At 65.2% G+C, this 19323-nt stretch carries 19 protein-coding genes and 1 tRNA gene; 7 read left to right on the top strand and 13 right to left on the bottom strand.

All coding sequences use genetic code 11. The annotated features are described in order from the left end of the window. Positions 1-3: 3 nt before the first annotated feature. The 3 genes from rpiA to glmU are packed head-to-tail and all read right to left on the bottom strand — an operon-like array spanning position 4 to position 3544. Positions 4-711 (bottom strand): ribose-5-phosphate isomerase RpiA, encoded by a 708-nt coding sequence (gene rpiA / locus B2Z70_RS01965; RefSeq protein ID WP_009803410.1) that lies wholly within the window; start codon positions 709-711, stop codon positions 4-6. Next, positions 708-2183, bottom strand: a complete 1476-nt coding sequence (locus B2Z70_RS01960) for an NAD-dependent succinate-semialdehyde dehydrogenase (RefSeq protein ID WP_292980353.1) — start codon at positions 2181-2183, stop codon at positions 708-710. The genes rpiA and B2Z70_RS01960 overlap by 4 nt, the downstream gene beginning before the upstream one ends. Before the next feature lie 2 nt (positions 2184-2185). Further along, positions 2186-3544, bottom strand: coding sequence for a bifunctional UDP-N-acetylglucosamine diphosphorylase/glucosamine-1-phosphate N-acetyltransferase GlmU (gene glmU / locus B2Z70_RS01955; RefSeq protein WP_292980350.1), 1359 nt, complete (start codon positions 3542-3544; stop codon positions 2186-2188). A 149-nt stretch (positions 3545-3693) separates the two neighbouring features. Here glmU and B2Z70_RS01950 point away from each other — a divergent pair, with 149 nt between their 5' ends. Then, the gene (locus tag B2Z70_RS01950; protein WP_292980347.1) at positions 3694-4389 is read left to right on the top strand and encodes an HAD hydrolase-like protein; all 696 of its coding nucleotides are present in this window, start codon (positions 3694-3696) and stop codon (positions 4387-4389) included. Here the strand turns inward: B2Z70_RS01950 and B2Z70_RS01945 are convergent. Next, on the bottom strand, positions 4386-4604 hold the full coding sequence (locus tag B2Z70_RS01945; protein ID WP_009803406.1) for a phosphoglycolate phosphatase: 219 nt from the start codon (positions 4602-4604) through the stop codon (positions 4386-4388). The two genes, B2Z70_RS01950 and B2Z70_RS01945, sit on opposite strands and share 4 nt — an antisense overlap. A 282-nt stretch (positions 4605-4886) precedes the next feature. On the opposite strand from B2Z70_RS01945, the gene B2Z70_RS01940 reads away from it, so the two are divergent. After that, positions 4887-4961 (top strand) — tRNA-Val (locus B2Z70_RS01940). A 58-nt stretch (positions 4962-5019) separates the two neighbouring features. Here the strand turns inward: B2Z70_RS01940 and B2Z70_RS01935 are convergent. Then, a complete protein-coding gene (locus B2Z70_RS01935) occupies positions 5020-6378 on the bottom strand; it encodes an MATE family efflux transporter (protein WP_292980344.1) in 1359 nt (452 codons plus the stop codon). A gap of 307 nt (positions 6379-6685) precedes the next feature. Between B2Z70_RS01935 and B2Z70_RS01930 the strand changes: the two genes are divergently transcribed. Genes B2Z70_RS01930 through B2Z70_RS01920 form a run of 3 tightly spaced genes read left to right on the top strand, consistent with a single transcriptional unit; the run spans position 6686 to position 10399 of the window. Continuing rightward, positions 6686-7738, top strand: a complete 1053-nt coding sequence (locus B2Z70_RS01930) for a Fe(3+) ABC transporter substrate-binding protein (RefSeq protein ID WP_292980342.1) — start codon at positions 6686-6688, stop codon at positions 7736-7738. Further along, the gene (locus B2Z70_RS01925) at positions 7735-9324 is read left to right on the top strand and encodes an ABC transporter permease (RefSeq protein WP_292980339.1); all 1590 of its coding nucleotides are present in this window, start codon (positions 7735-7737) and stop codon (positions 9322-9324) included. The genes B2Z70_RS01930 and B2Z70_RS01925 overlap by 4 nt, the downstream gene beginning before the upstream one ends. A gap of 16 nt (positions 9325-9340) precedes the next feature. Continuing rightward, positions 9341-10399, top strand: a complete 1059-nt coding sequence (locus B2Z70_RS01920) for an ABC transporter ATP-binding protein (protein WP_292980336.1) — start codon at positions 9341-9343, stop codon at positions 10397-10399. Here B2Z70_RS01920 and B2Z70_RS01915 read toward each other — a convergent pair. From B2Z70_RS01915 to B2Z70_RS01900, 4 genes are all read right to left on the bottom strand, one after another. Continuing rightward, positions 10389-11972, bottom strand: coding sequence for an ABC-F family ATP-binding cassette domain-containing protein (locus B2Z70_RS01915; RefSeq protein WP_292980333.1), 1584 nt, complete (start codon positions 11970-11972; stop codon positions 10389-10391). The genes B2Z70_RS01920 and B2Z70_RS01915 overlap by 11 nt on opposite strands. Before the next feature lie 139 nt (positions 11973-12111). Next, a complete protein-coding gene (locus B2Z70_RS01910; RefSeq protein WP_009803400.1) occupies positions 12112-13179 on the bottom strand; it encodes a Leu/Phe/Val dehydrogenase in 1068 nt (355 codons plus the stop codon). Positions 13180-13340: 161 nt separating this feature from the next. Continuing rightward, positions 13341-13937: a uracil-DNA glycosylase family protein gene (locus tag B2Z70_RS01905; protein ID WP_292980329.1), complete on the bottom strand. Its 597-nt coding sequence runs from the start codon at positions 13935-13937 to the stop codon at positions 13341-13343. Continuing rightward, entirely contained in the window at positions 13930-14202 is a 273-nt protein-coding gene (locus tag B2Z70_RS01900) for a DUF3253 domain-containing protein (protein WP_009803398.1), read from the bottom strand. Before B2Z70_RS01900 ends, B2Z70_RS01905 begins: the two co-directional genes overlap by 8 nt. 23 nt (positions 14203-14225) lie before the next feature. Here B2Z70_RS01900 and B2Z70_RS01895 point away from each other — a divergent pair, with 23 nt between their 5' ends. After that, positions 14226-14948: an acyltransferase gene (locus tag B2Z70_RS01895; RefSeq protein ID WP_292980324.1), complete on the top strand. Its 723-nt coding sequence runs from the start codon at positions 14226-14228 to the stop codon at positions 14946-14948. A gap of 76 nt (positions 14949-15024) precedes the next feature. Here B2Z70_RS01895 and B2Z70_RS01890 read toward each other — a convergent pair whose 3' ends face one another. Then, entirely contained in the window at positions 15025-16305 is a 1281-nt protein-coding gene (locus tag B2Z70_RS01890; protein ID WP_009803396.1) for a NupC/NupG family nucleoside CNT transporter, read from the bottom strand. Between the two features lie 128 nt (positions 16306-16433). On the opposite strand from B2Z70_RS01890, the gene B2Z70_RS01885 reads away from it, so the two are divergent. Next, positions 16434-16634 (top strand): DUF1289 domain-containing protein, encoded by a 201-nt coding sequence (locus B2Z70_RS01885; protein ID WP_009803395.1) that lies wholly within the window; start codon positions 16434-16436, stop codon positions 16632-16634. On the opposite strand, the gene B2Z70_RS01880 is transcribed toward B2Z70_RS01885, so the two are convergent. The 3 genes from B2Z70_RS01880 to B2Z70_RS01870 form a co-directional block, all read right to left on the bottom strand. Further along, the gene (locus tag B2Z70_RS01880; RefSeq protein ID WP_009803394.1) at positions 16631-17449 is read right to left on the bottom strand and encodes a sulfite exporter TauE/SafE family protein; all 819 of its coding nucleotides are present in this window, start codon (positions 17447-17449) and stop codon (positions 16631-16633) included. The genes B2Z70_RS01885 and B2Z70_RS01880 overlap by 4 nt on opposite strands. Before the next feature lie 86 nt (positions 17450-17535). Next, positions 17536-18534: a tRNA dihydrouridine(20/20a) synthase DusA gene (gene dusA / locus B2Z70_RS01875; protein ID WP_009803393.1), complete on the bottom strand. Its 999-nt coding sequence runs from the start codon at positions 18532-18534 to the stop codon at positions 17536-17538. Between the two features lie 52 nt (positions 18535-18586). Then, positions 18587-19323: LysR substrate-binding domain-containing protein (locus B2Z70_RS01870; protein WP_292980317.1), on the bottom strand; the 737-nt coding region annotated here is incomplete at its 5' end.

The following is a 19323-nucleotide window of genomic DNA, read 5'->3' as shown; positions in this document are numbered from 1 at the left end:
CCCCTAAAGCTCCAGCACCCGCGCGCCGTCTTCCTCGCCGACGATCACGGCGCGGGCGAGGTTGATGAAAAGGCCATGTTCGACCACGCCGGGGATGGCGTTCAGGCGCGCAGCGACCTGCTCGGGGTCTTCAAGCGCGGTGCAGGCGCAATCGAGAATGTAATTGCCGCCATCGGTCAGATAGGGATCATTGCCGTCGCCGCGGCAGCGCAGCTTCACGTCCGGGCGCACCACGCCAGAGGCAGTGAGCGCGTCATAGACCTTCTTGGCGGTGATGGTGAAACCGAACGGATCCACCTCGACCGGCAGGGCGAAGGCGCCCAGGGTTTCCACCAGCTTGGTTTCATCGACCACCACGACCATGAGGTCAGACGCGTGGGCGATGATCTTCTCTCGCAGCAGGCAACCGCCTCCGCCCTTGATCAGCCGGAAACGGCCATCGACCTCGTCGGCGCCATCAATGGTGACGTCGATCTTGTCGGCCTGATCCACTTCCAGAAGCGGTACGCCGGCTTCCCGCGCGACCCTGGCGGTATTCTCCGAAGTGGGCACGCCCTTGACGTTCTTCAGCGATCCGCTTTCGAGCGCCGCGCCCAGAAGACGGACAAAGATGTCCGCCGTGGAGCCCGAGCCCAGGCCCAGCGTCATGCCGTCCTCGACGAACTCCAGAGCCGCCTCGGCGGCGCGTGTCTTCTGCTCGACTGCGCTCATTGATCCACTCCCGCCAGAAGCACGAATTTGAGTTCGGTGAATTCCTCGACGCCCCATTTGCCGCCTTCACGGCCAATGCCGGATTCCTTGACGCCGCCGAACGGGGTGGCGGGCGAGCCGACCATCGGGGCGTTGACCCCGATCATGCCGAAATCAAGCGCTTCGGAGATGCGGTGCACCCGGCCCACATCGCGCGTGTAGACATAGGCGGCGAGCCCATAGGGTGTGGAATTCGCGAGCTCGATCATCTCCGCTTCGGTCTCCACGCGATAGACCGCGCAAACCGGGCCGAAGATCTCAAAGCACGCGAGCTCCAACTCGTAATCCGTCCCGCCCTCGATCAGGGTCGGGGCGTAGAAAGACCCGCCCAGCTCATCGGCCAGGGACTTGCCGCCTGTATGGATGGTCGCGCCGCGTTCGCGGGCATTCTGAACGAGCTTGTCGACGCGTGAGACCGCCTCGTCATGGATCAGCGGGCCCACGGTGACGCCTTCGGTCAGACCATCGCCCACCTTGATCGCCGCAATGCGCTCCTTGAGCGCGGCGATCAGCTTGTCGGCGATGGGGGCGTGGGCGATGATCCGGTTGGCCGACACGCAAGTCTGGCCCGAGGCGCGGAATTTCGACGCGATCACGCCGTCCGCCGCTTTCTCGATGTCCGCATCATCCATGATCAGGAAGGGCGCATTGCCCCCCAGCTCCAGCGCCACGCGCTTCACGGTGCTCGAGGCCTGCTTCATCAGCAGCTTGCCCACAGGCGTGGAGCCAGTGAAGCCCACCATGCGCACCTTGTCGGACTGGGTGAAGACATCGCCAATGGCCGGCGCATCGCCGGTGATGACGTTGAAGACGCCATCGGGGAAGCCCGCGCGCTTGGCCAGCTCCGCCAGAGCCAGCGCCGATAGCGGGGTTTCCGGCGCCGGTTTCACCACCACGGTGCAGCCCGCCGCCAGCGCCGGGGCGCATTTGCGGGTGATCATGGCGGAGGGGAAGTTCCACGGCGTGATGCAGGCGACGACCCCGATCGGCTGATGGATTGTCCAGCCGCGCGAGCCAGGGAACGGAGTCTGGATGGTCTCGCCATGGATGCGCTTGGCTTCTTCCGCCGACCACTCGACAAAGCCCGCGCCATAGACGACCTCGCCCCGCGCTTCGGGGAAAGGCTTGCCCATTTCAGCGGTGATGAGATGACCCAGATCGTCGGCATGCTCGAGGATCAAGTCATGCCATTTCTTCACCAGCTGGGCGCGTTCGAAGACCGGCGTGTTCTTCCACGTCTTGAAGGCCTCGGCGGCGGCGTCAATGGCGTCCTCGGCGCCCTTTGCGCCCACATCCGTCATCTGCGCCAGCACGGCGCGATTGGTGGGGCTCGTCACCTCGATCCAGGGCTTGCCCGCAACCCAGGCGCCGTTAATGAAGGACTGGGTCTGATACAGCGCCTTGTCCTTGAGGCGGTCCAGCAGTTCGGTCATGGCTATCCCTTCGTCGTCTTGTTCTTCTTGGCGGACATGGCCCGGCGGAAACGCGCCGCCCAGCCGTCCTTGTTCGTCTGCTTGGCGCGTGACACGGCCAGAGCATCTGCGGGCACGTTCTCGGTGATCACGCTGCCCGATCCGGTCATCGCGCCGTCGCCAATGGTGACGGGGGCCACCAGCGCGGAATTCGAGCCGATGAAGGCGCCCTCGCCGATCACCGTCTGGTATTTGAGAAAGCCGTCATAATTGCAGGTGATGGTTCCCGCTCCGATATTGGCGTTCGCGCCCACCGTCGCGTCCCCGATATAGGAAAGGTGGTTCGCTTTCGCGCCCTCCCCCATCACCGCTTTTTTCACTTCCACGAAATTGCCCACCTTGGCGCCGGTCTTCAGCACCGCACCGGGGCGCAAGCGGGCATAGGGGCCGACCTCGCAGCCGCCAGCCACGTCAGCGCCTTCCAGATGGGAATGGGCGCGAATGCGGGCGCCGGTGCGGATCACAACACCCGGTCCGAACACCACATGGGGTTCGACCACCACGTCATTCTCGATCATGGTGTCATGGCTGAAATAGACGGTTTCGGGCGCGATCAGCGTCACTCCGTCCACCATGGCCTGATGTCGCGCGCGTTGCTGGAAGGCATGTTCGGCGGCGGCGAGATCGACGCGGGAATTGACGCCCAGCACCTCGTCTGCACTGGCCTTCACCGCCTTTGCCGGCAGGTCGCGACCGCGCGCCAGCCCCACAAGGTCGGTCAGATAGTATTCGCCGCTGGCATTCTCGTTCGTCACCTCGCCCAGAAGCTCGAACATCAGCCCGGACGGCATGGCGAGGACGCCGGAATTGCACAGCCCCACCATCAATTGCTCGGGACTGGCGTCCTTGGCCTCAACGATCGCGTCGAGCCCGCCTGAGGCGTTCTCGATCAGACGGCCATAGCCGCCCGGCTCTTTCGGTTCAAAGCCCAGCACGGAGACGGCGGCGCCTGCGTCGAGCGCCGCGAAGACCTGTTCCACGGTTTCAGCCGTAATCAGCGGCGTGTCGGCATAGAGCACGATCACATCGCCGTCGAAATCCTTGAGCGCGTCCTGCGCCTGCTGCACGGCGTGGCCGGTGCCCTGGGGCGGGTCCTGCAAGGCTGTCAACGCGCCCGCGGCTTCCGCCTTGTCCTTCACCTCGGGCGCATGGGCGCCCCAGACCACGACCTTGCGCTCGGCCTGCACCGCATCCGCCAGCGCCAGGGACCAGTCGAGCATGGAGCGACCGCCAATGGGGTGCAGCGGCTTGGCGAGGTCCGATTTCATGCGTTTGCCATGACCGGCGGCGAGAATGACGGCGGCGCGGGGACGTGAGGACATGAGCCAGGCTCCCAGAAAACGTCAGGCCCGTGAGGTGAGGAATCTCAGGCGCTTTTGATGCTTCAGCGCTATAGCCTATCAAGACCCGGGACGCGACCACGCAGGCGCGTCACAAACGCTGACGTCTTTGAAACCCAATGTGAGGGCCCATGCTCACTTCTCTGTCCGGCGCGCGCATCGCCTTTGATCTCGACGGCACGCTGGTGGATACCGCCCCTGACCTGGTGCGCGCATTGAATGAAGCGGTGGTTCCTCTGGGCTTTGAGCCCGTGCCGCTGGAGGATGTGCGCGCCATGGTCGGCCGCGGCGCAAGGGCGCTGATCGAACGCGCATTCGAACGCGAAGGCCGCCCGGCGCCGGACGCCGACCTCGTGACCGAGCGACTCACAGTGTTCCTGGAGGCCTATGGCGCGGACATCGCCCGCCATTCACGCCCGTTCGAGGGTGTCGAAGCGACGCTCGATTCGCTGGCCGAGGCCGGCGCGCGCCTTTCGGTCTGCACCAACAAGCCGACCCAGCTGGCGATTCCGCTACTGGATGCTCTGAACATGCGTGATCGATTCGAGCGGGTCATTGGCCCTGAGGACGCCCCGGCGAAGAAGCCGGACCCGGCGCATCTTCTGGTCGCGGTTGGGGGCGATCCGATTGATCACGCCTGCGTCCTGGTGGGCGATTCCGAACCCGATGCGCTGGCGGCGAAAGCGGCAGGCGCAGGATCTGTGATCTTTCTGGGCGGTTATAGCGAAAAGCCGGCCCGCACTCTGGGTGCGGACCGGCTTTTTGAAGCGTATGGCGCTTTGCCCGGCTTGCTCGCCGAGCTCATCGACACACGGAAAGGCGCTTAGGCGCTGCGACGATCGGAAGAGCGATCATTCGCCGGGCGCGGCATGCCGTTGACCATGTTCGAGCGCACGTCGGTGCGGGCCGAACGCATGGCGGGCATGAAGCCGGCTTCGGTCAGTTCGATGTTCACGTCGTAGCCGCGCTCTTTCCAGTACGCCTCGATGCGTTCTTTCAGACGGAGCGCGCCTTCACGGGTGCAGAAGTCATTGGTGGCCATGGGGAGAAACCTCCTTCAAACACGCGCAGCAGCTCGCGTGCGTAGGGTTCGTTATCATTTGGAATTCTTAGCCGCAGACCGAAACAGCCCGGCGGCGAGACGCGGGTCTATAAGTGATATTTGTTCTTGACGAAAGTATGACGGGCCATTTTTTCGAAAAAAAATTATGCAACCGAGGAAAATTCGTAACTTAGCGATGCCTGTGCTGCAACCGATCTGCGTTTCATGGCTCCGGACCGCTTGACCGTCCCCGGTCGTCGGCATAAAACCCGCGCCTCTTGAGGGCGATTAGCTCAGCGGTAGAGCACTTCGTTCACACCGAAGGGGTCACAAGTTCGATCCTTGTATCGCCCACCAGTATGCCTGAAGTGGCGCGAACCCCGGCTCGATCGAGCCGGGGTTTTTGCTGTCCGGCTCAACCCCGCACCGGGAAGGCGCGCCGGCTTGCGAAAACGATGATCGCCAACGCCAGAACGCCGATATCCGCGAGCGGGGACGCCCACCAGATGGCGTCGGATCCAAGGCCAAGCCCCAGTCCGATCACAAGCGGAATGAACAGCAGGTACGGCTTGGCCAGCCCCAGGATCGCCGCCCGTACGGCGTCACCCTGAGCCTGAAAGTACAGGCCCAGCAAGAACAGGGGCGCGCCCAGCGCAAACAGGGCCATCAGGCGACGCAAGATGAAAGCGATCTGCGGCGCCAGGCCCTCCCCGCTCACAAAGAAGCCGCCGATCTGGGGCGCGAACAGCAGCACGCTCCCTTCCACCACGACGCCATAGCAAAGCGCGGTCAGAAGCGCGAAACGCAGCGAGTCGCGCACCCGACCTGTCAGCCCGGCGCCATGATTGATCCCGGTAACGGTCTGAAGGGCCTGGGACAAACCGATCACGGGAAGGATGGCGAAGGTCATCACCCGTGTCGCCACGCCATAGGCCGCGACAATACCCTGATAGTCCTCGGCCTTGCTCAGCTGCAGCACGCTGAGCACCGTCAGGGATCCAAGCGCCACGCCGAACAGGCCCAGGGCGGGCGGCGCCCCGAGCGCGAGAATGTGCGCCCACCCCTTTCGGGTCCGGAACCAGCCGCTGAACGAGGCTGACATCAAGAGCGGATGCCGCGCGCGCCAGAACAGGATGATGACCACGGACACGCCCTGCGCCAGCACCGTCCCGATGGCGGCGCCCGCCGCGCCCATCTGGAGGGCGATGATCAACACGGCGTTGAAAGCGATATTGGCGAGCGTCACGCCCAGACCGGCCAGCGCCATGAAACCGGCCTGCCCCTCATTGCGCAGACCATCCGCCTGAACCGACAGGATCAGCGCGATCGGCGCCCCCCAGATCAGAACGCCGATATAGCGCGCGGCCTCAGCAGCGAGCGCTTCATCCCCCAGTGACAACCGGGTCAGAACCGGGCCGCCCAGGAGGACGTAGAGCAGGACCAGCACCAGGCTGATCGCCAGAGACAGGGCATGAGCGGAGGCGAAGACGCTTTCCGCCCCGGACCGATCTCCCTGCCCCAGGGCGCGAGCCAGAAGACTGGACATGCCGGACGCCACCAGCATGCCCAGGGCGCTGAGCAACATGAAAATGGGAAAGCTGACGGTGACGGCCGCCAGCGCCTGTTCACCGGAAAAGACGCCCAGAAACCAGGCGTCGGTCACGTTCAGAAGACCGCTCATCACCATCAGGATGATGATCGGCAAAGCTGTTTTCACATAAAGGGATGGAAGGCCGCCTGTCAGAAAGGCGGCGTGCGGGTGATCCGTCGACACGAGCAATACTCCTCAAGCCCGGTCTCACATTTCAAATGGGGCCCGAATTGCCATTTCGCGAGACGGCGAAAGAAAGCAGCGTGGTGCGACAGAAGGCAGACTTCACCGGACGCGGGTCGCGTCGCTCGGGCGGCGGGCGTCTGCAGCCGGAGCCTTGATTAGAACCCGGTCCTCAGGGCGTCAATGCCCAACAAAATTCCGTGCGGCTGGCCGTCGCACTTGCGAGACGTTCTCAGAAATGGCAGTGAGTACCTCCCCCGGACCGGATGGACGCCTATATCGTCCGTCTGCAGCAAAAGGACACGCCATGACATTCGCCACCGCCTGCAAGAGTCTTCTGGTTGGACTGGTCAGCTTCAGCGCGCTGAGCGCGTGCAGCCCGTCCGGATCGTCGTCTGGCGAAGGCGTGGTCAATGTCTATACGGCGCGTCATTACGCGTCAGATGATGCGCTTTATGAAGCCTTCACCGAACACACCGGGATCGAGGTCAATGTCATCGAGGCGCCGGGCGACCTTCTGATCGAGCGCGTGCGTGCGGATGGCGATCGCTCCCAGGCCGATGTGGTGATCACCGTGGACGCCGGCCGTCTTTGGCGCGCGGACGAGGCGGGCCTGTTCCAGCCGGCGCCCGAGCTCGAAGGCGTACTCGCGAATGTTCCCGCCAATCTGCGCCAGCCTGATGGCGACTGGTTCGGTTTCTCCAAGCGCGTGCGCGTCATCGCCTACGCCAAGGATCGCGTGGACCCGTCCGAGATCAGCAGCTTCGAGGATCTGACCGATCCGCAATGGCGGGGCCGGATCTGCGTGCGTTCGTCCAATAATGTGTACAACCAGTCCCTGCTGGCCGCGATGGTCGCCCAGGACGGCGCCGAGGCGGCGGAAGCCTGGGCCCGGGGCATTGTCGAGAACATGGCGCGTCCGCCCCAGGGCGGCGACACCGACCAGATCCGCGCCGTCGCCGCGCGCGAATGCGATGTCGCCATCATCAACCATTATTATCTCGCCCGTTTCATGCGCTCTGAAAATCCGGGGGATCATGAAATCGGCGAGGAGATCGGCGTGATATTCGCCGATCTCGGAGATGGCGGCGCGCATGTGAATGTCTCCGGCGCCGGTCTCGCCGCCAATGCGCCGAACCGCGAGAACGCCATCGAATTCCTGGAGTTCCTGCTGAGCGACGACTCCCAGCGCATCTTCGCCGAGCTGACCAACGAGTATCCGGTCATCCCGTCCGCCGCCTATGACAATGATGTGCTGGACGCGTTTGGCGATTTCTCGTCCGATGACGTCAATGTGGACGAGCTCGGCGCCAATGCGGGCGAAGCCCAGCGCATCTTCGACCGCGTCGGCTGGCCGTGATCGCAGGACGCGCCCAGTTCAATCCGGTCAGGCCCGCTCTCGTCGCCGCTCTGATCTGCGCCGCACCGCTCCTGGCGGTTGCGGCGCTTGGCGTTTTCGGGCCCTGGACCGATTACATGGCGCATATCGCCCGCACCCGCCTTCCCGCCTATCTGGGCCATACGGCAATGGTGACGGGCGTGGCGGCGGTCAGCGCCGGGCTGATCGGCGTGCCTCTGGCCTGGCTCGTGGCGCGCTACCGCTTTTTCGCCCGCTCGGTCTTTGAATGGCTGCTGGCCCTGCCGCTGGCCGCGCCCGCCTACGCCTCCGCCTATGGCTGGTACGACCTGACCCAGCCGGGCGGCCCCGCCGATCTCCTGCCCACCGTCCGCGGGCCCATCGGGGCCGGGCTGATCTTCGGCTTTGCGCTTTATCCCTATGTCTATCTGCTCGCGCGCGAGGCCTTCGCGGGTCAGTCCGCGGACGCCTATGAAGCCGCTCGCACGCTGGGCGCCAGGCCGCGCAGCGCTTTCCTGCGCGCCGCCATTCCCATGGCTCGCCCTGCGATCGCCGCCGGGCTGGCGCTGGTGGTGATGGAAAGTCTCGCCGATTACGGCGCCGTGGTGCATCTGGGGGCGCCCACATTGTCCGTGGGTCTGATCCGCGCCTGGGCGGGCGAAGGCGCCATCGCCGATGCGGCGCGTCTCGCCCTGATCCTTGTCATGATCGCCTTCGTCCTGTTCGCGCTGGAGCGCAGCCAGCGCCAGCGCGCCCGCCAGACCAGCGCATCCGGGCGCCGCCGCCCGCCGCGGCGGGTCGATCTCGATCCGGTGCGCGGCGCTGTCGCCGCCCTTCTCTGTCTCAGCCCGGTGCTGATCGGTCTTGTGATCCCGCTGGGCCGACTGACCTATCTGGCTTTCCACGCCCCCATGGCGCGTGACCTGTTTCAAGCCGCCAGCCATTCGCTGACCCTCGCAATCCTGTCCGGCCTCGCCGCCGCCGCGATCGGTCTGTTTTGCGCCTATGCGCTGCGCAGCAAGAAACCTGTCGCTGTCGCCGCCGCCCGCCTCGCCGGCCTGGGATACGCTGTGCCGGGGTCCGTCGCGGCTCTTGGCGTGCTGGTGCTCCTGGGCGGGCTGCAATCGGGTCTTGATGACGCGTGGACCCGCCTGACGGGCGTTCAGTTCCCGCTCTTGCTGTCAGGCGGCGTTCTGGCGCTGATCTTCGCCTATCAGTCGCGCTTCGCCGCGGCGGCCATCGGCCCGTCCGAAAGCGCCTTGCAACGCGTCACCCCCACGCTCGACATGGCCGCCCGCACGCTGGGCGCCGGGCCGGGTGAGACCGCCTGGCGGGTGCACCGCCCCATGGTGATGTCGGGTTCGCTTCTGGCGGCGCTTCTGGTGTTCGTGGAGGTGCTCAAGGAATTGCCGGCCACCATGATCCTGCGCCCGTTCAACTATGACACGTTGGCGGTGATCGCGAACAATTACGCCTCTGATGAAAGATTGGGCGAAGCCGCCCTGCCTGCGTTATTGATCACGCTGGTCGCCCTGCCGCCCATGATCTGGATCGCCCGACGGATCACCCGGCAGGAAGACGCGAAATGACTGGAACGCCTGCACGATGACTGCCGTCAAACTCGATGATCGCCTGCTGGAAGTCTCCGGCGCCGTGGTGCGCTTCGCCCCGGAGCGGCCGGCCGTGGACGGCGTCGAGCTGACCCTGACCTGCGGGCGCGTGACAGCGCTTCTGGGACCATCGGGGTCGGGCAAGTCCACGCTCCTGCGCGCCATCGCCGGGCTGGAGCCGCTGGATGCGGGCGAAATCCGGTTCGAGAACCATTTGTGGAGCGCCAAGGGCCTGCACAAACCGCCAGAGGATCGCCGCTGCGGCGTGGTGTTTCAGGATTACGCCCTCTTCCCGCACCTGACAGCGCTGGACAATGTCGCTTTTGGCCTGCGTGAGGGCCCCAAGGCCAGCCGTCGCGAGACAGCGCTCAGGCGACTGGAAGCAGTGGAGCTGGCGCATCGCGCCAAGGCCTATCCGCATGAGCTCTCGGGCGGTGAACAGCAACGCGTGGCGCTCGCGCGCGCGCTGGCGATCAAACCCGACGTGATGCTGCTGGACGAGCCCTTTTCCGGCCTCGACCGCCGCCTGCGCTCCGAACTGCGCGGCGCCACCGCCGACGCCCTGCGCCAGTCCGAGGCCGCAACCCTGATCGTCACCCATGACGCCGAGGAAGCGCTGGAACTTGCTGATTCCATCGCCCTGATGAATGAGGGCCGGATCATCCAGACCGGCGCGCCCGATACGCTCTACATGAAGCCCGCCTCGCTGACCGCCGCCCGGCTTCTGGGCGATGTGGACGTGTTCGAGGCCGAGGTCCGCGACGGCATCGCCAACACGGTTCTGGGCGCCTATTCCGCCACGGGTTTCACCAATGGCGACAAGGTCTTGCTTCTGGTCCGCCCCGAAGGCGTGAAACTGGAGCGCGCGGACGCCGAAGGCGCCCTCGCCCGCATCATCGCGCGTCGGGTCAGCTCGGGCTATGCGCGCCTGACCTGCCGGCTCGAGACCGGCCAGACGCTGGAGGCCCGCGCCAGCCTGAAGGAGAACCACCGCGTCGGCGACGCGGTGCGGCTCGGCGTCGAGCCGGCCTTCGCCCATCTCGTCAGCGCCTAGTCAGCGTCAGCGTGCTGTCGAGCGTAAGTGCGTCCAGAAACCGCTCATCATGACTGACCGCCAGGAGAGCGCCTGAAAAGACGGACAGCGCCTGTTCCAGCGCCTCGACGGCCTCGATATCAAGATGATTGGTGGGTTCATCAAGCAGGATCAGCTCGGGGGGCTCACCGCCCAGAACGCCCGCAAGCCCGGCGCGCAGACGCTCGCCGCCGCTCAGGCTCGCCACGGACTTCTCCGCATCGGTATTGCGCAGATCGAACTGAGCGAGCGCTGCATAGGCGGCATTGCGCGACAGGGACCGATTGCGGGCCCTCAAGGCGTCCACCACGCTCAGGACCGGATCAAGATCACTGACGGTCTGATCCAGTCTTGCGATGCGGCCTGATGTGCGGCGGATCTCCCCCCGACCGGGCGCCAGCACGCCCTCGGCCAGTTTCAATACGGTCGTCTTGCCCGCGCCATTCGGACCGGTGATCGCCATGCGCGCCCCGCCTGACAGGGCAAAGCTGAGATCCTGGATCACGGGAGCGGCGTCATACCCGAAGCATACAGCCTCGAACGCCAGCACGGTGCGCCCCTGCGGACTATCGGCGGCGACGGCCTTGATGGACAGTTTCGGCCCCTTGTGCAGCTGGCCCCGCGCTGTGTCCAACCGCGCCTCCGCCTCGCCGACGCGTTTCTGGCTGAGCCCCGCCAGACGCCCAGCGGTCGCCTCGCTACGGTTCTTCATGGCGTCGAGCAACACCTTGGGCTGACTGCCGTCGGCGCGCTGCGCCTTGCCCGAACGCGCCCGGCGCTGAAGCCGGGCCTCGGCCTCCTTCGCAGCGCGTTTGACCTGCCGGGCTTCGGCGTCCAGCCGGTCATGCTCGGCCTGCGCTCGCTCCCGCGCCGCATCGCGTTGCGCCGCATACTCGGACCAGCCGCCCCCAAACACGGCCCAGCCGGGGCTTTCAAGCGCCACAATCCGGTCCATATGCTCCAGAAGCGCGCGGTCATGGCTGACGATGACCAGACCGCCCGGCCAGTCTGACAGCATCTGCTGCACGGCCTTGCGACCGTCTGCGTCGAGATTGTTGGTGGGTTCATCCATCAACAGGATGTCCGGCGCCGCGATCCAGGCCCGCGCGAGCGCCAGCCGGGCGCGCTGCCCGCCCGACAGGGCTGACACAGGACGATCAAGAGGCATGCCGCCAAGCCCGACCCGGTTCAGCGCCGCCTCCACACGGGCCTCCAGCGTCCAGTCCGCCGCCTCGAAATCGGCTGCGTCGCCCAGACCCTCCGTGATGCGTTTGAGACAGGCGAGCGCTGCGCCGACCCCCAGTCCGACGGCGAGGTCACCCTTCGCATCCGGACCCGATTGTTCAAGCCAGCCCAGACGTCCGTGCATCGAGATCGAGCCGGAGCTGGGCGCGACACCCCCCGCCAGCGCCTTGAGCAGCGTGGACTTGCCCGCCCCGTTGGGGCCGACGATTCCGGTCACCTCAGTGCTGAAGCTGAGGGTGAACCCCTCCAGCAGACAGGTGTGGTCAGGCGTATGTAGTGAAAGAGAATTGGCAGACAGACAGGCGGACATGACGGACTCCAGACAGGGTTGCGCGAGGGGCGGAACGGGTCTGGAGCTTCATGGGCCTCATGTCCTTCAATGCGAAACGGCGGCCTGAGTACAGGCCGCCGCTTTGATGTGCAAGTTCAATTCAGGCCGGAAAGCGGGCTTATTCCGCCGCCAGGGCCTTCTGTTCGGCTGCATCGGCGAGGCGCTGACGCGCAATCTCGTCGGCGACGATATTGGACGGACGGTTCTCGCGAGCCGCGGTGTCCATGATCTCGCCCAGCGTGGCTTTCAGGGTGTGCAGCTTGCCTTCCACCCATTTGGCGTCAAAGCGGGGATCGATCTCGCCCATGACGTTGATGATGCCGCCGGCGTTGATGACGTAATCGGGCGCATACAGGATGCCGCGCTTGACGAGCTCGGCGCCCATGTCGCGGGTTTCCAGCTGGTTGTTGGCCGCGCCGGCCACCACTTTGACCTTCAGGCGATCAATGGTGTTCGGGTTAATGATCGCGCCCAGCGCACACGGGGTGAAGATGTCCGCATCCACGTCGTAGATAGCGTTCGGGTCTTCGACCACTTTCGCGCCGGTTTCCTTGGCGATGGCCTTCAGCTCGGCCTCACGGATATCGGCGAGATGCAGTTCGGCGCCGGCTTCGGCGAGGTGACGCACCAGATAGGCGCCCACATGGCCGGTCGCGCCCTGAACAGCGATCTTCACGCCCTTGAGGTCTTCAGAGCCGAGACCGCGGGCAGCCGCGGCCTGAATGCCCATGAACACGCCCTTGGCGGTCACCGGAGACGGGTCGCCCGTGCCGTCAGGCAGACCCACGACATGACGGGTGGTGCGGCGCGCCGCGACCATGTCATCGGGAGAGACGCCCACATCTTCTGCGGAGATGTACTGGCCATTGAGGCTTTCCAGCGCACGACCGAAGGCTTCAAACAGGGCCTGACGGTCGAAATCGCCCTCGGGCTTCATGATCACGGATTTGCCGCCGCCAATGGGCAGGTCCGCCATGATGTTCTTGTAGCTCATGCCCTGGGACAGACGCAGCACGTCGGTCACAGCCTCGGCAGAGGACGGATAGGACCACATGCGGCAGCCGCCAACGGCCGGGCCGCGCGCGGTGGAGTGCACCGCCAGGATGGCTTTGAGCCCCGTCGCCGGATCGGTGGCGAAGAGAACTTTTTCGTGGTTATCGAACGCGGTATGCTCGAACAGGCTCATGAGCGGGGAGTCCTTCCTGTCGCGAAACGAAAATGGGACGCTGGAAGGCCGGAGCCGCTTCATCGGCGGTCACGATCAGCCTTGGGCCAGCGCGTGCGCCGTCTCGATACCTTTTGCGACAAGTCCACGCAAGTGCCCGTTTTACTTGGGTAAATGTACGGTCAATTTAGACTGTTCAACATTTCGCGGACGCGAGCTTTCAGCTCGGGCAAAACTTCTTGCTCAAACCAAGGGTTACGCTTCAGCCAGCCGGTGTTTCGCCAGCTCGGATGCGGCAGCGCAACATAATCTGGCAAGTGCAGTCGCCACTGCTTTACGGTCTCGGTCAGGGTCTTCGCGGCTCGAGTCCCGAGATGCCAGCGCTGTGCATGGGCGCCCACCAGCAAGGTCAGCCCCACATTCGGCAAGGCCCTGCTCGCCCGGCCCTGCCAGAGCGGCGCGCATTCGCGCCGGGGCGGCTTGTCGCCCCCCTTCGCATCAAGGCCCGGAAAGCAGAACCCCATGGGCGTGATGGCTATGGCGCGTTCGTCATAGAACGCGTCTTCGCTCACCCCCATCCAGTCCCTGAGGCGGTCGCCGCTGGGGTCTGTGAAAGGCTTGCCGCTGGCCTGGACGCGCGTGCCGGGCGCCTGGCCGATAATGCGGATACGGGCGCTCGCCTCGCCCCGCACCACGGGTCGCACGGGATGGCCAAGATGGGGCTGGCAGACCCGGCAGGCGCGGATCTCACGCTTGAGCTGATCGAAAGACTCAGCCATCGCCTTCGGGCGCAGACGCCTCCGGCGCCTTGGCGAGGCGATAGACGCCCTTGAAGTTTTCAGGGTCCACCGGCTTGCCCTTGCGCAGGATCACGATCTTGCCCTGGCGGGCCAGATGGATCGCCGCGTTGCGCACATGGCGCATGCGGGACTGGAAGTCTTCGGGGAAGACTTCGCGGGCCGCCTCGGACGGGCAGATGCTTTTATCCGGCCCTCGCTGCTCGACCAGGGACAGAATCGCGGTTTCGATAACATCTTCGCTCATTCCTCGCTGGATACTCCAAAACCATGCGCCATGACCACCGTCCTTACTGGATGCACGCCCTGTGGGAGCAGTTCGAGAACGCCTGGACGCGCCATTTCCTCGAACCGCATTTCGAAAGCCTGGGCGGTCACGCCAAGGTCGTGCGCCCGTGGAATGTGGAGGTGTTCGGGCCCAATGTGCATGCCGGTCAGGCGATCCATATCGTCAGCCGCAAGGACCAGCCGGTCAGCTTCACGGTCTGGTCGCCGTCTGATGCGCCGGGCGAAATCCATATCGGCGATTGCTGCTTCTTCGCCGGCGGCATCCGCATTCTGGCGGCGGAGAAGATCGTGATCGGAAACGCCGCCCTGCTCGCCAAATCGGTCACCATCACCGACAGCGACTGGCATGGGCTTTATGATCGGATCACCGCCCGGCCGCCCAGCGCCCCGGTGATCATCGGCGACAATGTCTGGATCGGGGACGGGGCGTTTGTGGGCAAGGGCGTCACCATTGGCGACAACGCCGTCATCGGCGCCCGCTCGATCGTGACCAAGGACGTGCCCGCCAATACGGTCGTGGCGGGCGCGCCGGCCCGGCCGATCAGGACGCTCGACCCGGACGGTCCCTTCAAGACCCGGCTGGAGATGCTGGGCGACGCCGAAGGCCTCGACCGCTTCATGAAGGCCGCCTATCGCGACCAGCTCAAGGGCAATTCCACGCTGGGCTGGCTGAGGAGCAAGTTGTTTCCGCGGCGGGGGGATTAACACGCTCCTGCCCCCCAAAAAATAAAAACGGCCCCGGGTTTCCCGGGGCCGTTTTCATGTCTGCGTACGTCAGCGCCTAGTTGAAGAGGCTCATCGGCAGGGTTCCGATCACCGCGCCCGTCATCAGGGTCGCAAGCGTGCCGGAGATCAGCGCGCGCGGCGCGAGCTGGAGGATGTCCTCGCGGCGGCTCGGCGCCACGGCGATCAGGCCGCCCACCAGAATGCCCACGGACGAGAAGTTGGCAAAGCCGCAGGCCGCATAGGTCAGGATCAGGCGCGAGCGCGGGCTGAGCGCATCGGCGTTCGCGGCCAGTGCGTCATAGGCGAAGATCTCATTCAGCGCCGTCTTGAAGCCCATGACGGTGCCGCCCGCCTGCGCTTCGCTCCACGGCAGACCGGCGATCCACACCAGCGGGGAGAACAGATAGCCCAGCATGCGCTGCACGGTGATCGGCTCGCCCAGGAAGTCCGGCAGCCCGCCCAGCATGAAGTTCACCAGCGCCACGATGGCGGTGAACACCAGGAGCATGGCGATGATGTTGACGAACAGCTTCACGCCATCCGCAACACCCGTGGTCAGGGCGTCCATGGTGGAGTGATAGAGCTGGACCGGGATGTTTTCCTTCTCGGCCTGCTCGGCGGTTTCGTCCTGCGGATGCATGAGGCGCGCGAGGATCGCGGCGGCCGGCACCGAGATCAGCGAAGCGGTCAGGATATGGCCGGCGGCGTCATCGAGCACGGCGTTGAGCTGGCTCACATAGATGGCCATCACCGAGCCCGCCACGGTGGAGAAGCCCACCGTCATGATCAGGAACAGGTCAGAGCGCGAGATCGCGGGCAGACGCGGACGGATCAGCACCGGGCTTTCGGTCATGCCGAGGAAGATGTTCGCAGCTGCGCCGAGAGAGGCGGCGCCCGACAGGTTCAGGATGCGGCGGAACAGGCTGGCGAAGCCGCGCACCGCAAATTCCAGGATGCGCCAGCGCCACAGCACCGCCGAGATCGCCGAAAGCACGATCACCATGGGCAGGGCCTGGAAGGCGAAGGTGAAGGTCAGCCCTTCGGCGCCCTCGCGGATCACATAGGGGTTCTCGCCCCCGCCCAGATAGCCGAACACGAAGCTCGTGCCCTGGGTTGTCGCCGCCTGCAGCACCTCGACGACGGTGGTCAGCGAGGACAGGAAGGCGCGCGTGGGCGAAAAGCTGAACAGCATGATCGCAATGGCGAACTGCACGGCGACGCCGCCCAGAACCAGTACAAGCGGCGGCGCTTTTCGCGGCCCCAGCGCCCAGGCGATGGCCAGAAACACGAACACGCCGATGAGGCTGCGCAGCTGCAGACCCAGATCTTCAATCATGTGAATGAATTCCCCTAATGACGGCCCACGCCGGTTCGGGCGTTTGTCACAGGTTCGCCAAAATACCGTTTTCTTAAAGAAACACTAGTGCGCTTGCAGCAGAAGCCTTAACGCGCCAGTTTCAGGCCATGACCGAACCGATCTGGAGCCCCTGCAAGCGCGTCTGCGTGGTTGATCCCAACGCGGCGATCTGCGTGGGCTGTTTCCGCACCCTGGACGAGCTGGGCCGCTGGATGACCATGAGCCAGCAAGAGCGTCTGGCGATAAAACCCGAGTTGAAGGCGCGTGAAGCGGCCTATCGGGAAAAGCGGGGCCTGAGCAGGCGTTAGCCCACAAAGATCGCTTCGCGCAGCATGTTCAGCGACATGATGAGAAGCCCCACGGCGAAGAATTGCTTGAGCCGTTTGGGGTTCAGGCTGTGCGCCAGATTCGCGCCCACCGGCGCCAGAAAGACGGCGGAAGCGGCCAGCGTCACGAAGGCCGCCATGTTCACATATCCTACCGAGAACGGCGCGCGGGCCGGTTCATCCAGCCCGGCGATCATGAAGCCGATCGCGCCCGGAAGGCCAATCGCGACGCCGAATCCGGCGGCGGTCGCGACAGCCGTGTGAATGGTCTTGCCATGCAGGGTCATCAGGGTGACCCCGAACACGCCGCCGCCAATTCCCATCAGCGACGAGAGAATGCCGATCGTCATGCCGAGCACGGTCTTCATCGGCTGCCCCGGCAGATCGTCGGCGAGCTTCCAGTCCGGGCGTCCAAAGAAGAATTGCGCTGACAGCAAGAGCGCCACGGCGCCGAACAATCCCGTCAGCGCCCGGCCGGGCGCAAGATCGGCGACAGCCGACCCCAGCAGCGCGCCCAGAACGATGAAAGGCGTCCAGGTCTTGAGCACCTTAAAATCCACCGCCCCCTTCTGGGCGTGGGCCGCCACCGACCGCAGGGACGTCGCCACGATCACCATCAGGGAGGTGCCCACCGCAGCGTGCATGGCGTGCGCCTCATACCCCAGACCGGTCAGCACATAATAGAGTGCCGGCACCATGATGATGCCCCCGCCAATGCCGAACAGGCCCGCAATCAGCCCGGCGAAGGCGCCGACGGCCAGAAGGGCGAGGATGAAGGGGATGAGCGAGGCGTCCATGCGGCCAGCCTTTCAAGTCAACTGAAAGAAGGCCGCACTTTTGCGCCGTTTGATGGCGCGCTGCAACATAAAGGCTGGAAAGGGTTTTATTCCGCCGCCGCCGGACGCACGGCGTCGAGCGCGTCTTCCAGAACTTCCCAGCCCGCGCCGGGACGATTGGCGCGCTCGGACAGCACCTGACGCCATTTGCGCGCGCCGGGACGGCCCGCGAACAGGCCCAGCATGTGCCGCGTGATGGCGTGCAGCTTCACGCCCTGATCGAGCTGGCGCTCCACATAGGGACGATAGGCCTCGACCGCCTCGAACGGCGTCGCGCAGGGATCAGACGCCTCGCCATAGATGCGGGTGTCTACTTCAGCCAGCGTCCACGGCGTGTGATAGGCCGCCCGGCCCAGCATGATCCCGTCCGCGCCATGGATCTCGGCCATGCCATGCTCGAGGGTTTCCAGCCCGCCATTCAAGAGCACTTCAAGATCGGGATGCTCGGCCTTCATCCGGCGCACCAGATCATAGTCGAGCGGCGGCACGTCCCGGTTTTCCTTGGGACTCAGCCCTTTCAGCCAGGCCTTGCGGGCATGGACGATGAAGGTCTTCACCCCGCTTTCGCGGACGGTCTCGACAAAGCCGAACAGGGTCTTTTCCGGGTCCTGATCATCCACGCCCAGCCGGTGCTTGACGGTGACGGGAACCGAGACCGCCTCGCGCATGGCGGTCAGGCAGTCGCGCACCAGTTCGGGCTCGCGCATCAGGCAGGCGCCGAACTTGCCCGACTGCACCCGGTCAGACGGGCAGCCCACATTCAGGTTGATTTCGAGATAGCCAAAGCCCTCGGCGATCTTCGACGCGCGCGCCAGAATGTCCGGATCAGAGCCGCCCAGCTGGATGGCGACAGGGTGCTCGCTGGCGTCAAAGCCGATCAGGCGCGGCACATCGCCATGGATCAGCGCCTGATCCACCGCCATCTCGGTGTAGAGCACGGCCCGGCGCGTGAGGACGCGATGGAAGGCGCGGCAATGCCGGTCCGTCCAGTCCATCATGGGCGCCACCGTGAACCGGCGGTCGAGGGGGGCTGCGCTGTCTGTCATGGCCGCGGGATGTAGTGCGAGCAGAGAGAAAGCGCAAATCCGGGGGTCAGCCTCAGCCGCGCATCAGGGCCTGACGCTGTGCTTTGAGACGGTCCAGCAACAGGCGGAAAGCCGGGGTCATCTGCCGACGGCTGGGGTAATAGAGATGATAGCCCGGAAAGGGCGGGCACCAGTCTTCCAGCACTGTCTCCAGCGCCCCGGTCTCGAGATGCCCGGTCAGAAGCTGGTCCGGCAGACAGACCAGGCCTCCGCCCTTGAGCGCCATCTTGATGTTCAGCGCCGGGTCATCGCTGGTATAGCGGCCCTCCACCCGTACGCTGAGCGGACGTCCGTCCTTCTCGAACTCCCAGGCATAAAGCCCGCCCAGGGTCTGGAGCCTCAGATTGATGCAGTCATGATCGGTCAGCTCATGGGGCGTCTGCGGACGCCCCGCCCGGTCGAAATAGGCGGGCGCGCCGGCCACGCGCATGCTCAGATCGGGACCGATGGGAACCGCGATCATGTCCGCATCCACCTGCTCGCCCAGCCGCACGCCGGCATCAAAGCCGTCCTTGGCGATATCAACGAGGCGCGCATCCACGCTGATCTCCACGGCGATATCGGGAAAGTCCTGCATCAGCTGGCTCACCACAGGCTCGAGAAGATCATGGGCGGAGTCATAAGTGGCGGTGATCCGCAACAGCCCCGAAGGCGTCGAACGGATCTGATCGAGGGTTTCAAGCTCGGCCTCGATCTCATCCAGCGCCGGACGCAAGCGCTCCGCCAACCGGCGCCCCGCCTCGGTCGGCG

This window comes from Oceanicaulis sp. UBA6590 (genome assembly GCF_002433705.1).
Taxonomy (GTDB): domain Bacteria; phylum Pseudomonadota; class Alphaproteobacteria; order Caulobacterales; family Maricaulaceae; genus Oceanicaulis.
This window is presented reverse-complemented; position numbering and strand designations above follow the sequence as displayed.